Genomic DNA, 14,775 nt, shown 5'->3' on the forward strand with positions numbered 1-14,775 from the left:
TAGCCGCGGGCGCCGCCGTTCATCACAGCGGCGCAGCAGCGTCCGAGGTGATCTCGATGACCGCGAGCGGGAACTGCTCGGCCATCTCTTCGATGGAATACGCGTCGAAACGCGACGCGTCATAGAACCAGTCGATCTGCAGCAGGCCGTCCACGCGCTGCGCACGCACTTCGAGCGCGCGGCCGGCGGGCACGTCGGGCAGTTCGGCGGCGACGACATTGAGCAGCAGCTCCGACTGAGCGCTGGCGCGTCCGGGGGCTGCGGCCAATGCACTGTGAGCGCCCTGCAGCATCTCGGTCGGCCCCATCGGCTGGGCATCCGAACAGATCAGGGTCACGGGGTGACTCAACCAGCGATGGCCACCGGTGACGTCCACCGTCACGGTTCCTTCGCCACGGGTGCGGCCCAGGGTGCGACCCAATGCAGCCAGGAGAATCTCCTCGACCTGCACGCCAAGCCATTCTGCCGCCGCGTCGACTTCCTCGGTCAGTTCGCTCGAAGGCGACGTACCGAACTTCTCTAGTTGGGCGGGCAGCGTGTCGACCGTGGGGTGATCGAACACATCCAGGGTTACCGGCGCGTTGTGGACAGGCCGTTGTTTGACCTCGTCCGAGATGTATGGAGCGACCATGGACTTACCGTACAGCGAATGTCCCAAATTTGGGAGAGTGCTCCCAAAACTGTGACGGCTATGTCAATTAGGAACGTGTTATCTATTTGCCGGGAGGGGCTGCCCAAAGCCGGGATCAGGCGTTATGGTGATCAGATGCCTCGTACGGACGAGAACGGCAGACAGCTCAAAGCCCTGCTCGACTACCTCCTTGACGGAGAGATTGATGCCAAGGACATTTTTGACGCACTTGGCATTTCGAGCAGTACCTATTACCGCCGAATCAAAGAGGCCGACTATCCGAATGCGGAAGAACTACGTCTTGTAGCCGACCGGTTCGCACTTAGCTACCCGGATCTTCAGATTCAGTTCGGCTTGATGTCTCGAAGGGAAGTTCTGCAGTACGTAGAGGGGCTCGGACCGGCACCTCGCGGGGTGGCCACACTGGCTGACACCACGGTAAATACCGCGACGAAGCGCCGGACGAAGCTGTCGGATCTGACACCACGACTGGATGCGCCTCCCCTTTAGCGGGTTTAGCGCATACAATTTGCTGAACCCGTTCCGCCCGAAAGCGACTCCCCATGGCACTGGCTTCACTCATCGTGATCACACTCCTGTGTATCGCGTGGAGCCTGTGGATTCGTCGCGTCACCTGGTCGTGCCGCTGGGAGGTGGCCGCCACCCTCAACATCGCACTCCAGGGCGCAGCCGTGCTGCTGATGTCACCCCTGGCCTCGGAGACTCTCGGCCCGTTCCTGTATTCGCTGACGGGCAAGTGGAACCTCGAGGATTACCTGGGACACGATTGCTACATCGTCGCGGCGTCGGCCGTCGTCTACAACGCGCTGGGACGATTGGAACAAGACCACGCGTTGCAGCAACGCTTCCGTCAGCACATCGAGCTGCCAGCAACGCTGTGCATCCCGCTTCTCCTCGGCGCTTTCTGGCTCGGTAACGGCGCTTCGATCTACCGCGCCGACTTCTTCGACGTGCCAACCGACCTGTGGCTCAACCTGTACTGGCTGATGCTCTGCAGCCTGCTGATCTACCTCTTGGTCTACTGCGCGCGGGCACTGCTCATCCTGCGCACCGATCCGCGGTCGCGCCCCATCGCCAACGTCTACCTTTTCGCATGCGCCATGGGCATTCTCGCCTGCGTGGTGCGCCTCATCACCGCATTCGTCCCGACGCTACAAACGGTTCAGGGCAGCACGCTCGTGTGGGTTTTCGCCTGTGCCTGCGGAGCGGGTTTCGCGCTCACGTCCGCCCATTCCTGGCGCCTCAAAACGAAGTGGTTCTCGCGCGCGAACACCTGACGACGATCAGAAACCGCACCAGCGGCTCCCCCTGTGCAGGCCCGGCCCGCAGCAACTCAGATCAGACAGCCGTTGCGGTGGTGTCGGCGAACGGTGCACCGAATTCACGCACCCGCCGATGGCCGTTCTTGCGGGCTTGCGACACCCCCCGCCGGATGAGCGCCGCGGTGGCGACGAAGCCGGCCTGATCGCTGACCACCATCGGCGTCAGTAGTCGGTTGTGGACGAAACTGAACGCGAGCCCGGTGTCCGGGTCAGCCCAGCCGAAGGACCCGCCTAGTCCGACATGCCCGAAGCCTGGCAGCAGACCGGGGATCGGCAGCCCGTGATAACCGAGGTGGAACGACAGCGGCATGACCATGCTGTGATCGAGGCGCAGGCTGCGACGCCCGACGAGCGCCGCGGCGGTCTCCCGCGACAGATACTGCATGCCGTCGATGCGGCCGCCGTTGGCGATCGCGCCGTACATGCGAGCCAGCGCCCGGGCTGTCGCCACACCGTTGGCGGCGGGGATCTCGCCGTCGAGCAAGGGGATGTCGCCCTGGACGAAGGCCTTGACGCCCGGGAAATAAATCGCGCCGAATCCCGCCGAGAACGGCAATGCCGCAATGTGCGGTGCGACAAGATTGAAGACCGGGTTCTGCACCCGGGTCTGGGGGCCGATGATGCGCGCCGGCTGAGTCGGCGCCTGCACGGGCGGACGACCGAGATGAATACCGTCGGTGTTCAGCGGCGCCGCGACTTCGGTGCGGATCAACTCACGCATCCCGATCCCGGTGACCGATCGGGCCAGGCCTGACAGCAGCCAACCGAACGTGAACGCGTGGTAGGCGGGCTTACCGTGCAACCAGCTCATCGGGGCCGCAGCGAGCCGCTCCTCCATGACGATGTGGTTCATCAGGTCGGCCTTGGCCACCCCGTTGAGCTGTGACAGCCCCGCCCGGTGCCGCATCAGATCCCGAACGGTGATCTGCGACTTGCCATTGACGCCGAACTCGCGCCAGTACTCGGCGACGGGAGCGTCGTAGTCGATCAGCCCGCGGTCGTGGAGCCGGTGGATGACGGTGGCCGCGACACCCTTTGTCGCGGAAAACACCATCGGGGCAGTGTCCGCGGTCCAGCGCCGCTTGCCTTTGCGATCCGACCATCCGGTCCACACGTCCACGACGGGCTCACCGTCGAGGTACACAGACAACGCGCCACCACCGAACCGGCGGTGCGGGAACATCTGGGCGAATGCGCGTACCGCGCACGTGAAGTTGGGATCGGCTTCGCCGTTCACGCCGCGCGGTAGGTCACCTTTGACGCCCGTCACAAGATGAATTTACCTCGCGGTGCGGCAAACGATCTCGGAGTTACCAATTTGTTAGCCGCCGGCCTTCGGCGGCTGTTCGACGGCGTCGAGTATCCGTTGCGCAGCAAGCGCAGGCGTCAGCTCACCGTCGCGCACCTGGCGCTCGACGTCACTGCGGATCGCCCGGACGCCCGGGCTGGACAGCACTCGGTCCAGCACGGTGTCCCGAACCATCGACCAGGTCCATTCCACCTGCTGGGTGCGCCTCCTGGCCTCGAACTCGCCGGCCTCCGTCAGCACCGCCCGGTGTTTGAGCACCGTGTCCCACAGCTCCGAAAGACCCGTACCCGTGAGCGCACTCATCGTGAGAACCGGTGGGCGCCAGAGCGTTTCACGTGGATAGATAAGACGGATGGCGCCGGCGAGTTCTCGCGCGGCCGATTTCGCCTCGACGGCGTGCTCGCCGTCGGCCTTGTTGACGACCACGATGTCGGCCAGTTCAAGAACACCCTTCTTGATGCCCTGCAGCTGATCACCGGTGCGAGCCAAGGTCAGGAACACGAACGTGTCGACCATGTTGGCAACGGTCACCTCGGACTGGCCGACCCCGACCGTCTCGACCAGCACCACGTCGTAGCCTGCGGCTTCCAGCAACACGATCGTCTCGCGCGTCGCCTTCGCGACCCCGCCCAGGGTTCCCGAGGTCGGTGACGGCCGGATGTAGGCGTCGGGGTGCACCGCGAGTTTGGCCATCCGAGTCTTGTCGCCGAGGATCGAGCCGCCGGTCCTCGTCGAAGACGGGTCGACGGCGAGCACCGCCACCCGGTGACCCTGCTCGATCAGATGGAGCCCGAGCGCCTCGATCGTCGTCGACTTCCCCACCCCGGGGACCCCGGTGATGCCGACGTGCATGGCCGACCCGGCCTCCGGCATGAGCTCAAGCAGCAGCTCTTGAGCTCGCTCCCGGTGATCCGGACGCGTCGACTCGACGAGCGTGATCGCTCTCGCGAGTGCCGAGCGGTCACCGCTGCGGATCGCCTCGGCCAGTTCAGGTGAGGTCATATCCCAGTCGTTCGGCGAGCTTGTTCAGCAGCCCGATCGCGGCATCGGCGATGACGGTGCCGGGCGGGAAGATCGCCGTCGCCCCGGCCTCGTAGAGCTCGTCGAAGTCGCCGGGCGGGATGACGCCGCCGACCACGATCATGATGTCGGGCCTGCCGACCTCGGCGAGCGCGTCCCGCAACGCAGGCACCAGCGTGAGGTGGCCGGCAGCCAGCGACGACACCCCGACCACGTGGACGTCGTTGTCGGCGGCCTGGCGCGCGACCTCCTCCGGCGTGGAGAACAGTGAGCCCACGTCGACGTCGAAGCCGATGTCGGCGAACGCTGTCGCGATCACCTTCTGCCCGCGGTCATGGCCGTCCTGACCCATCTTCGCGACGAGGATCCGGGGACGGCGACCGTCGGCCTCGGCAAACTTTTCAACCAGTTCTGTTGCGCTACTGACGTTGCTGGCCATGCCCACCTCATCCCGGTACACGCCCGCAATGGTCCGGATCTCGGCCTGGTGCCTGCCGTAGACCTTCTCCAGAGCGTCGGAGATCTCGCCGACGGTCGCCTTCGCTCGGGCGGCGTTGATGGCCAGTGCCAACAGGTTGTTGCCCAGACCGTCCTCCCCTGCCGGCCCCGATGCCTCTGCGGCACGGGTCAATTCGGCGAGCGCGGCTTGCGTCGCATGCTCATCACGCTCACTGCGCAGCCGTTCCAGCTTCGCGATCTGCTCCGCGCGCACCCGGCTGTTCTCGACCTTGAGCACCTCGATCTCGTGGTCCTCGTCGACCTGGTATCTGTTGACGCCGATCACCGTCTGCGCGCCGGAGTCGATGCGGGCCTGGGTGCGCGCGGCCGCCTCCTCGATGCGCAACTTCGGGATGCCCTCGTTGATGGCCTGGGCCATGCCACCGTGCTCGGCGATCTCGCGGATGTGTGCCCGCGCCTTCTCGGCGAGCTGGTAGGTCAGCCATTCGACGTAGTAGGAGCCGCCCCAGGGGTCGATGGGCCGCGTGGTCCCAGATTCCTGCTGTAGCAGCAGCTGGGTGTTGCGGGCGATGCGAGCCGAGAAGTCGGTGGGTAGCGCGAGGGCTTCGTCGAGGGCGTTGGTGTGCAGGGATTGGGTGTGCCCCTGAGTGGCAGCCATCGCCTCGACGCAGGTGCGGGCAACGTTGTTGAACGCGTCCTGAGCGGTCAGCGACCATCCCGAGGTCTGCGAATGGGTGCGCAATGACCTGGATTTTGGGCTTTGGCTTCCGAATTCAGCGACGAGCTCGCTCCACAGCAGCCGGCCCGCGCGCAGCTTGGCCACCTCCATGAAGAAGTTCATGCCGATGCCCCAGAAGAACGACAGCCTGGGTGCGAACTTGTCGATGTCGAGACCGGCGTCCAAGCCGGCCTTGATGTACTCGACTCCATCGGCCAGCGTGTAACCGAGCTCCAGGTCGGCAGTCGCGCCGGCTTCCTGGATGTGGTAGCCGGAGATCGAGATGCTGTTGAATTTCGGCATTTTCGCGCTGGTGTAGCCGAAGATGTCGGAGATGATCCGCATCGACGGCTTCGGCGGGTAGATGTAGGTGTTGCGGACCATGAACTCTTTGAGGATGTCGTTCTGGATGGTCCCGGCCAGCTTCTCCGGCGGCACGCCCTGCTCCTCGGCCGCCACTACGTAGAGCGCGAGAATGGGCAGCACGGCACCGTTCATGGTCATCGACACGGATACCGACGACAGGTCGATGCCGTCGAAGAGCTGGCGCATGTCGAGAATCGAGTCGATCGCGACACCGGCCATACCGACGTCGCCCGCCACCCGCGGGTGGTCGGAGTCGTAACCGCGGTGGGTAGCCAGGTCGAAGGCGACCGAGAGGCCCTTCTGGCCGGCGGCGAGGTTGCGACGGTAGAACGCGTTGGACTCCGCTGCCGTGGAGAAGCCGGCGTACTGGCGGATCGTCCACGGCTGGTTGACATACATCGTCGGGTACGGGCCGCGCACGAAGGGCGGCTCTCCCGGGAGGCTGTCCAGCGGATAGCCGGCATCGACCACGTCCCTGCGGTCGGCGGCGATGTAGACCGGTTTGACGTCGATACCTTCAGGCGTCGCCCAATCCAGTTGCTCGGCGGTGTAACCGTGCGCGGCGGCAGCCGCGGTCACCTGTTCTTTCACCTCGGCCTGTGTCGGCGCGGCGCCAGCCGTGTCACCGGTCAGCGGGACATTTGCGAAAGAGTCGATCTTCTTCTTCGGTTCCGTGGCAGTCATGTCATGCCCCCAATCGCGTCAGCAGATCTGACAAAGTCTGCACCGCATCGATTTTCGCGGTCACATGGCCGTCGGGTTTCGACGGCGCATCGGCGACCGCCTTCTCGGGGCCGGCGAGAAGGACGTATTTCACGCCTGCGGCCTTAGCGGCGTCGATCGCGGCCGAGGCCTCATCCGCGTAACGCTTGTCGGTGCCGCATACGACAGCCACCTCGGTGACCCCCGCCTCGGCGACCGCGGCACCGATTCCCGATGCCTCGAGGGGGCCCGGGTTGACGGCCTCGATACCGCCGGACGCCATCAGGTTCGAGGTGAACGTGGTGCGGATGTTGTGCTCGGCAAGGGGTCCCAGCGGCAGCAACAGCGCCTTCGGGCGTGCGCCGTGTTTCTCCAGATATTCGTCGGAGCGGTTGCGCAGCGCTTCGAAGTCCGCGCCGTAACGTCGCACCGACGGCAGCGGACTTCCCTGCGGCAGAGGCACTTCCGAGAGATTCGGGAATTCGTTGACTCCGGTCACCGCAGTCCTGCGGTGCGCGATGTCGTCGGCCCGGCGCTGTGCGACCTCGGCGATCTGAGTGCCGATGTGCTCTCGTGCCGCCTCGAACCCACCCCTGGCTTCGATGTCCTGGAAGTGTGCCCAGGCCTGCTCGGCGAGCTCCCGGGTGAGGTCCTCCACGAACCAGGAACCGCCCGCGGGGTCCAGGACGCGGCCGATGTGCGACTCCTCCAGGAGAAGCAGCTGCGTGTTGCGGGCGATCCGGCGCGAGAAGCTGCGCGCAGTGCCGGGGAATCCGCCGTCGATCGCGACATCGAACGGATGCACCTGCACGATGTCGGCGCCACCGACGCCGGCCGCGAAGGCCGCCACGGTGGTGCGCAGCATGTTCACCCACGGATCGCGCTGGGACATCATCGGCAGCGACGTGGTCGCGATAACGGTTGCGGCACCGGAGTCGGGATCGCCGACCACCTCGGCCACTCTGGCCCAGAGTTGACGTGCGGCACGTAGTTTCGCGATGGACTGGAATTGGTCATCGTCAACGGCGAACCGGAAACTGATCAGGCCGAGCGCCGCGGAGGTGCTGAGCCCGGCGTCGACAAGATGCCTGAGGTAGGCCACGCCCGCCGCGACGGCAGCCCCCAGCTCCCAGGTCGCGTTGGCACCGAGATTGTGGAATGTGGGCCCGTCGACGGTGATCATCCGCACGTGCCCGTCGAATCCGAGAACCTGCTCCGCCCGTCCGACGACCTCCTCGAGACACGGCGCGGCGCGCCCGGCGAGCGGCGCGGTGAGCGGGTCCGCCGCGAGATCCACCGACAGCCGCGATCGCTGGTCGTCGTCGAGTCCCGCCAGCATGGCGAGCAGCTCCTCGAGCGTCGCGCCGTATGCCGCGCCATCGGTGTGCATCACGAGGGGCACCAGGTCGAGGTAGACACCGTCAAGGAGCGCAGGCAGCTCCGACGGCGCCACTGCGCCCTCGCCGATCCGCAGCACCAACGCGCTGATGCCTTCGGTGAGCCCGACCAGGATGGCGCCATTCGCCTCTGCCGCCGCAGACCCGTCTGCGGGGTAGACCTCGGCCACCTTCCAGCCGGCTTTGACGTCGCGCAGTGCGTCGCCGCCACGCACGAAGGGCCAACGGCCCGGCAGCGCGGGTTCGGTGAGATCGTCCCGGCTCGTGTAGAGCGGCCGGATGGGGAAACCGTCGTACGTCGGCGAGTCGAGCAGACGCTCAGGCTCGGTGCCCAGCTCGGCGGGGTCCTTCTTCGTTGTCTTCGCCAGCACGCCCGCCACGGCGGAGCGCCATCGGTCCAGATCGGAGTCGACTACACCTGCGGCAGCGCCGTCGCTGGGTTTCTGCACAGCCATCAGGCTAAATGATGAGGCTCACATCAGCGTGCGCCGGTGTGCAGATTCCACACTGCGCCAACGGGGTGGGTTTGCTCCCGGCCCGTATTGTCAGTAACCGTGAAATCCGTAGTCAGCACGCTTCGTACCGTGAGAGCCGCGGTTGTCGCCACGCTGAAGACGGTGCCACCGACCCGACTGGCGGCCGTCGCGTCGGCCATTGTGATTCTCGTCGCAATCGCGATGCTGGTCCCGTTCCCGACGGCGCTCCAACTTCGGGACTGGGCCACCTCTGCGGGACCTTGGTTCCCTCTGGTGTTCTTCGCCGCGCATGTGGTGATGACGGTTTTTCCGTTCCCGCGCACCGCGTTCACCTTGGCCGCCGGTCTGCTGTTCGGACCCGTTCTGGGCATTCCCATCGCGGTCGCCGCCAGCACCGTCAGCGCGGTCATCGCGCTGCTGCTGGTCCGGATCGCGGGTTGGCAGGTCAGCCGGCTCGTCTCCCACCCGCGCGTCGACGCGATCGACCGGCGTCTGCGCGAACGCGGCTGGCCCGTGGTGCTGGCGACACGGCTCATCCCGGCGGTGCCATTCTCGGTCCTCAACTACGCCGCCGGCGCATCCTCGATACGGGTGCTCCCCTATACGTTGGCCACCTTCGTCGGCGTGCTGCCCGGGACGGCGGCCATCGTCATTCTGGGCGATGCGCTGACCGGCCAGGTCAGCCCCGCGCTGCTGGTCGTCTCGATGTGTACCGCGGGAATGGGTGTGGCGGGGCTGATCGTCGAAATCAGGTCGCACCGCCGCGACCGCCTCAGCGCGTCTTAGTTTCGGGACCTTTCACGGTCATCGCGCCGAACAGGGCGAGCAACGACGACGCCGCGACCAGACCCGGGCTCCAGTCTTTGGCGCGGACATGCGAACCCACGGCCAGCACGAAATAGACGGTCAGCATGAACGTCGTCAGCCTCGCCAGCGCAGGAAACCGGAACACCGACAGCAGCCCGATCGCACTGGCCGCTTTCACGACGGGGATCAGCGGCCGCACCTCTTCGGGAAGCCCGACATCGTCGAAGGCCTTCTTGATGGGCGGAATCTCCTTCGCGCAGGCGACCGCATCGGCGACCTGCATCAGCGCCAACACCGAATAGGTACGCGGCGACGTCAGTGCGGTCACTGTCCCGGCGCCCCATGACGCCCGACGGGGGGCTGCTGCTGGGAGTAGTCGGTCGCCGGCGGTTGCGCTTGCTGCGACAGCGGCGGGTACTGCGGCGGTCCATCAAGTGAACCCGCCACCGGCGTTCTGGCTTCTGCGACCGCTTGGGCCACTGCCTGTGCGATCTCGGGATCGGTCTGGGTGTTGAACCATTCCGCCACCTCAGCCGAATCATCCTCCGGCGCCGGCAGGTCCTCCTCCACCGGCGACGGGGTGTAGCGGAACACTCCGTCGGAGCCGGGCGCGCCCAGCATCTTGGTAAAGCCCTCCAGGGCCGATCCGAAATCGCTGGGGACGAGCCAGACCTTGTTGGCTTCGCCCTTGGCCATCTGGGGCAGGGTCTGCAGATACTGGTAGGCCAGCATCTCCGGGGTCGGCCTACCGCGCTTGATCGCGGCGAACGTCTTCTCGATGGCCTTGGCCTGGCCCTGCGCCTGAAGATAGGACGCTGCACGCTCACCCTGGGCCCGCAGCATCCGGGACTGCCGATCGGCTTCGGCGGCGAGGATGGCGGCCTGCTTGGCGCCCTCGGCTGCGAGGATCTGCGCCTGCTTCTGGCCTTCGGCCTGCTTGATCGAGGCTTCGCGGTTGCCTTCGGCGGTCAGGATCATGGCGCGCTTCTCGCGGTCGGCGCGCATCTGCTTTTCCATCGAATCCTGAATCGAGGGTGGCGGATCGATGCTGCGAAGCTCGACGCGGGCGACGCGCAACCCCCATCGGCCGGTGGCCTCGTCGAGCACCCCGCGCAGCTGGCCGTTGATCGAATCACGCGATGTCAGCGTCTGTTCGAGGGTCATGCCGCCGACGACGTTGCGCAGCGTGGTGGTGGTCAGCTGTTCGACGCCCACGATGTAGTTGCTGATTTGATAGACGGCGGCCTGCGGATTGGTGACCTGGAAGTAGACGACGGTGTCGATGTTGACCGTGAGGTTGTCCTCGGTGATCACCGGTTGCGGTGGGAACGAGACGACGCGCTCGCGCAGATCGACCCGGGCGCGGATCTTGTCGACGAACGGCAGTAGCAGCGTGAGCTGGCCGGACACCGTCTTGCTGTAGCGGCCCAGGCGCTCGATGACCGCGGCCTCGGCTTGCGGGATCAGCGCCACCGATTTCGCGACGATGACGACAGCGAACAGTACGAGCACCGCCAGCAGGACCAACCCTGCGATGGCACCATCCACGACAGGACTCCTTCTCTAGATGACTTTCGAGACGACCGCGGTGGCTCCGTCGATGTGCACGACGGTTACCTGGTCTCCGACTTCGTAGACATCGTTCTCGTTGTACGGGCGCGCCGTCCAGACTTCGCCGTCGAGCTTGACCTGGCCGGTGTGCTGGCCGACGCGGTCGAGGACGAGCGCACTCTTGCCCTCGAGAGCCTTCGCCGGTTCGGGAAGCCCCTTGCCCGACTGCATCCGGCGACGCAGTGCGGGACGGACACCCACCAGAAGAAGCACCGACACGAGCAGAAAGACGACACCGTCGGCCCAGAGCGGCCAGTCCAGCAGGAAGCTGGAGCCGGCAGCGGCGAGCGCACCACCGCTGAGCATCAGCAGGAACAGGTCACCGGTCAGCGCCTCGGCGCCTGCGAGCGCAAGCGATGCGATCAGCCAGATCAATGCGACAGGCATGCCGCCAGCCTATCGCGCAGCCGACTGGATGAGCCGGTAACAACTACACTTGCGCCATCATGTGGTGCCCGAGTGTTTCGCTGACCGTGTGGACGAATGCCTGGCTGGCAGGCGCCGCCGCTCCCGACGATGTGTTGGACGCGTTATCCCTCTGGACGCCAAGGCATTCAGTGACGGCATACGACTCGGCCGCTGCGGAGCGAACCGGATTGTCGTGGCCGGACCTCGACGATGCGGCATCGGTGTCGCTGTTGCAGACGGTGCGTACGGCGGCCGCCCACGCGGGCTCACAGCCGGCGATCTCGCTGGCCCTCCCTGTTCCCGGCGACGTTCGCGGGCTTCCGCCGAACACCCAGTTCGGACGTGACGCCGTCGCCGCGGGTGAAGCGGTGATCGTGACGGGGCCGAGCGGCGCGATCGGCCTCGTCCCGGACTTCGAGTATCAGGACAGCTATCCCGACGCGTTCGATCCCGACGACGACTACGAGTACGAGGCCGAGCTCACCGGCCTGTCGTGGACGGTCTATTCGTTTTCGTCGGCACCGCCGGCCGGCCATTTCGATCTCGGCGACGCCGAATACCAGCTGCGCGACGCGGTGCGTTCGGCCGCAGACGCGCTGGGTGCGTTGCGGGCCGGCGCCTCCGCGGGTGATGTCGGCGATCCGCGCAGGCTCGTCGAGCAGGTCCTGGACGCCACCAGGGCCCATCGGGTGCCCGACCATGCCCCGACGCGCGCGGCGCGGGTGCTGGAGAACGCGGCCCACGTCGACGCGATCATCACTGTCAGCTCGGGATTGATTCCGATCGGATTGCAGAGTTCGTCGGAGGTTCAGCTGGCCAGCGACGCGCTTCGCCCGCTCACGTCGGTGGTGCGCTCGGCGCGATTGGCGGCAGTCGACGCGATCCTGCACTCAGCCTGGCAGGGCTAGACGCCACACGCTGAGGTGCACGGGGCGCCGTTGACGCTGCAGCCGTAACCGGGCACCGCAGCGGGGTTTTCGACGCGCAACGGGGTCCGGTCGAGGCGCATCTCGTCGACGAGATCGACGACGAGTTGAGCGAACCTGGGCTGCGCGTTGGGCGTGGACGCCCGGGCAAAAGCGATCCCCGCGGCCGCGGCCTGATCGGCGAGCTCGTTGTCGAGATCCCACACGACCTCGATGTGATCAGCGACGAAACCGACCGGACACACGATCACGGCTTTGGCGCCGTTGGCGGCCAGGCTGTCCAGGTGGTCCCCGACGTCGGGCTCCAGCCACGGCACCTGCGGCGGACCCGAACGCGACTGCCACACCTGGTCGTAGTCGCGGTAACCGGCCGCGGCTGCCACCAGAGCCGCGGTGTAACCGACCTGACGCTCGTAAAGATCTGGGCCGCAACGGGATGCGGCACGCAGCGGGATCGAGTGCGCGGTGAACACGAGTCGCGCCTGCCCCCGGAGCTCTTCGGGAAGCGTGGCGGCGGCATCGGCGATCGCATCGGCGAACATCTGGATCAACAGCGGGTGATCGAAATACTGTCGCAGCTTCACCAGCTCGGGCGCTTCGGGACCGGCGGCCTCGCGACCGCGCGCGATGTCCTCCTGATACTGCGTGCACCCGGAGTATCCGCCCCACGCCGATGTAGCGAATACTGCTGCGCGGCGAATCCCCTTGTCGCGCATCGTTGCAACGGTGTCCTCGATGAACGGCTCCCAGTTGCGGTTGCCGAAGTAGACCGGCAGTTCCCTCCCACGGCGCGCCAGCTCGGCCTCGATCGAGATGATCAGCTCGCGGTTGATGCCGTTGATAGGCGAGACTCCCCCGAAGTGCAGGTAGTGCTCAGCCACGGATTCCAGCCGCTCCCTGGGGATTCCGCGCCCCCTGGTGACATTCTCCAGGAACGGCATGACCTGCTCGGGACCTTCGGGACCCCCGAACGACAGGAGCAGTAGCGCATCGAAATGCTGGGACTCCATTTACAGCAGCTGGGTGCTTGCGCCGCCGTCGGCGTAGATCACGGTTCCGGTGGTCGCAGGCAGCCAGTCGGACAGCAAGGCGCACACGGTCTTTGCGACGGGCGTGGGATCCTTCATGTTCCAGCCCAGCGGAGCGCGCTGATCCCAGCCCTCTTCGAGCAGCTGCATCTGCGCGCCCGCCTCGTCGCCCAGCGCCCCACCGACGATCGCACTCATCGCCAAGGTCCGGATCGGGCCTGCGGCAACGAGATTGGAACGCACGCCGACCTTGCCCGCCTCGCGGGCGACGAAGCGGTTGACCGATTCCAGCGCGCTCTTGGCCACCGTCATCCAGTTGTAGGCAGGCATGGCGCGGGTCGGATCGAAGTCCATCCCGACGATGCCACCGCCGGGGTTCATGATCGGCAGCACCGCCTTGGCCAGCGACGCGTACGAATACGCGGAAATGTGAATGCCTTTGGCGACATCCTCGTACGGTGCGTCGAAGAACGGGTTGATACCCATGCCGGTCTGCGGCATGAAGCCGATCGAATGCACGACGCCGTCGAGTTTGTTGCCCGCACCGATCACCTCGGAGATGCGGTCGGCCAGGGTGTCGAGGTGCTTGTCGTCCTGAACGTCGAGTTCGAGTAGTGGCGGCTTGGACGGCAGCCGGTCGAGGATGCGCTCGATGAGCCGCAACCGGTTGAAGCCCGTGCAGATCACTTCGGCGCCCGCCTCCTGGGCGACCTTGGCGATGTAGAACGCGATCGAGCTGTCGGTGATGATCCCCGTTACGAGGATGCGCTTACCTTCCAGGAACCCAGTCATGTCAGTCCTTTTCCGATTCTCTTAGTGGCCCATGCCCATGCCGCCGTCGACGGGAATGACCGCGCCGGCGATGTAGCTCGCGTCCTCCGACGCCAGGAAGCTGACCGCGCCGGCGACCTCATCGGCGGTGCCGACGCGCTTGGCAGGGATGAATTCGAGCGCGCCGGCCTGAATCCGCTCGTCGAGCGCGCGGGTCATCTCGGTGTCGATGTAACCGGGCGCCACCACGTTGGCAGTCACACCGGCCTTCGACAGCTCACGGGAAATGGACCGCGCCATGCCGATCAGACCAGCCTTGGCGGCCGCATAGTTGGCCTGGTTGCCGATGCCCCACATACCGGAGACCGAACCGATGAAGATGATTCGCCCGAAGCGTGCCCGCTGCATGTTGCGGCAGGCCCGCTGAGCCACCCGGAACGCACCGGTGAGGTTGGCGTTGATGACCTCTTCGAAGCGCTCTTCGGTCATCCGCATCAGGAATGCGTCCTTGGAGATGCCTGCGTTGGACACCAGCACCTCGACAGGACCCTGGTGCTCTTCGACCTCTTTGAACGCGCGGTCGACGGCCTCGCTGTCGGTGACGTCGCACACGACGCCGAACAGTCCCTCCGGAGCACCCGATCCGCGGTGCGTGACGGCGACCTTATGGCCGTCGGCGGCCAAGCGCTGCGCGATGGCCAGGCCGATGCCCCGGTTGCCGCCGGTGACGAGCACCGAACGGGAGACGAAAGCGGGAGAAGTCATGCCCGTCAACTTAGTCGGTGCGCATCATTGCCAAGAAA

15 protein-coding genes are annotated in these 14,775 nt (G+C 66.0%); 4 read left to right on the forward strand and 11 right to left on the reverse strand.

Features of this window, described 5'->3' with window-relative positions:
- Nucleotides 1-22: 22 nt before the first annotated feature.
- A complete protein-coding gene (locus AWC12_RS16800) occupies nt 23-631 on the reverse strand; it encodes a hypothetical protein (RefSeq protein WP_085175675.1) in 609 nt (202 codons plus the stop codon).
- 135 nt (nt 632-766) lie between these two features.
- Here AWC12_RS16800 and AWC12_RS16805 point away from each other — a divergent pair, with 135 nt between their 5' ends.
- Nucleotides 767-1,141, forward strand: coding sequence for a transcriptional regulator (locus AWC12_RS16805; RefSeq protein WP_085175766.1), 375 nt, complete (start codon nt 767-769; stop codon nt 1,139-1,141).
- A gap of 53 nt (nt 1,142-1,194) precedes the next feature.
- The gene (locus tag AWC12_RS16810) at nt 1,195-1,929 is read left to right on the forward strand and encodes a hypothetical protein (RefSeq protein ID WP_085175677.1); all 735 of its coding nucleotides are present in this window, start codon (nt 1,195-1,197) and stop codon (nt 1,927-1,929) included.
- Nucleotides 1,930-1,990: 61 nt separating this feature from the next.
- Here the strand turns inward: AWC12_RS16810 and lipL are convergent, their stop codons facing one another.
- Genes lipL through mutA form a run of 4 tightly spaced genes read right to left on the reverse strand, consistent with a single transcriptional unit; the run spans nt 1,991 to nt 8,400 of the window.
- On the reverse strand, nt 1,991-3,244 hold the full coding sequence (gene lipL, locus AWC12_RS16815; protein ID WP_272937892.1) for an esterase/beta-lactamase LipL: 1,254 nt from the start codon (nt 3,242-3,244) through the stop codon (nt 1,991-1,993).
- A 51-nt stretch (nt 3,245-3,295) separates the two neighbouring features.
- Entirely contained in the window at nt 3,296-4,285 is a 990-nt protein-coding gene (gene meaB, locus AWC12_RS16820) for a methylmalonyl Co-A mutase-associated GTPase MeaB (RefSeq protein WP_085175681.1), read from the reverse strand.
- Nucleotides 4,272-6,530: a methylmalonyl-CoA mutase gene (scpA, locus tag AWC12_RS16825; RefSeq protein WP_024446383.1), complete on the reverse strand. Its 2,259-nt coding sequence runs from the start codon at nt 6,528-6,530 to the stop codon at nt 4,272-4,274. Before scpA ends, meaB begins: the two co-directional genes overlap by 14 nt.
- 1 nt (nt 6,531) lies before the next feature.
- The gene (mutA, locus tag AWC12_RS16830) at nt 6,532-8,400 is read right to left on the reverse strand and encodes a methylmalonyl-CoA mutase small subunit (protein WP_085175683.1); all 1,869 of its coding nucleotides are present in this window, start codon (nt 8,398-8,400) and stop codon (nt 6,532-6,534) included.
- A 99-nt stretch (nt 8,401-8,499) separates the two neighbouring features.
- Here mutA and AWC12_RS16835 point away from each other — a divergent pair, with 99 nt between their 5' ends.
- Entirely contained in the window at nt 8,500-9,207 is a 708-nt protein-coding gene (locus AWC12_RS16835; protein ID WP_085175685.1) for a TVP38/TMEM64 family protein, read from the forward strand.
- Here the strand turns inward: AWC12_RS16835 and AWC12_RS16840 are convergent.
- Genes AWC12_RS16840 through AWC12_RS16850 form a run of 3 tightly spaced genes read right to left on the reverse strand, consistent with a single transcriptional unit; the run spans nt 9,194 to nt 11,226 of the window.
- Nucleotides 9,194-9,556 (reverse strand): DoxX family protein, encoded by a 363-nt coding sequence (locus AWC12_RS16840; protein WP_024446386.1) that lies wholly within the window; start codon nt 9,554-9,556, stop codon nt 9,194-9,196. The genes AWC12_RS16835 and AWC12_RS16840 overlap by 14 nt on opposite strands.
- Nucleotides 9,553-10,776, reverse strand: a complete 1,224-nt coding sequence (locus AWC12_RS16845; protein ID WP_024446387.1) for an SPFH domain-containing protein — start codon at nt 10,774-10,776, stop codon at nt 9,553-9,555. Before AWC12_RS16845 ends, AWC12_RS16840 begins: the two co-directional genes overlap by 4 nt.
- A 15-nt stretch (nt 10,777-10,791) precedes the next feature.
- On the reverse strand, nt 10,792-11,226 hold the full coding sequence (locus AWC12_RS16850; RefSeq protein WP_085175687.1) for an NfeD family protein: 435 nt from the start codon (nt 11,224-11,226) through the stop codon (nt 10,792-10,794).
- Nucleotides 11,227-11,285: 59 nt separating this feature from the next.
- On the opposite strand from AWC12_RS16850, the gene AWC12_RS16855 reads away from it, so the two are divergent.
- Nucleotides 11,286-12,155, forward strand: a complete 870-nt coding sequence (locus tag AWC12_RS16855; RefSeq protein ID WP_085175689.1) for an Rv1486c family protein — start codon at nt 11,286-11,288, stop codon at nt 12,153-12,155.
- Here AWC12_RS16855 and AWC12_RS16860 read toward each other — a convergent pair.
- The 3 genes from AWC12_RS16860 to fabG1 are packed head-to-tail and all read right to left on the reverse strand — an operon-like array spanning nt 12,152 to nt 14,737.
- The gene (locus AWC12_RS16860) at nt 12,152-13,183 is read right to left on the reverse strand and encodes a ferrochelatase (protein WP_085175691.1); all 1,032 of its coding nucleotides are present in this window, start codon (nt 13,181-13,183) and stop codon (nt 12,152-12,154) included. The two genes, AWC12_RS16855 and AWC12_RS16860, sit on opposite strands and share 4 nt — an antisense overlap.
- A complete protein-coding gene (gene inhA / locus AWC12_RS16865) occupies nt 13,184-13,993 on the reverse strand; it encodes an NADH-dependent enoyl-ACP reductase InhA (RefSeq protein WP_024446391.1) in 810 nt (269 codons plus the stop codon).
- 21 nt (nt 13,994-14,014) lie between these two features.
- Nucleotides 14,015-14,737: a 3-oxoacyl-ACP reductase FabG1 gene (gene fabG1 / locus AWC12_RS16870; RefSeq protein ID WP_051226633.1), complete on the reverse strand. Its 723-nt coding sequence runs from the start codon at nt 14,735-14,737 to the stop codon at nt 14,015-14,017.
- Nucleotides 14,738-14,775 lie beyond the last annotated feature (38 nt).

It is taken from the genome of Mycolicibacterium iranicum, from assembly GCF_002101705.1.
GTDB classification, from domain to species: Bacteria; Actinomycetota; Actinomycetes; order Mycobacteriales; family Mycobacteriaceae; genus Mycobacterium; species Mycobacterium iranicum.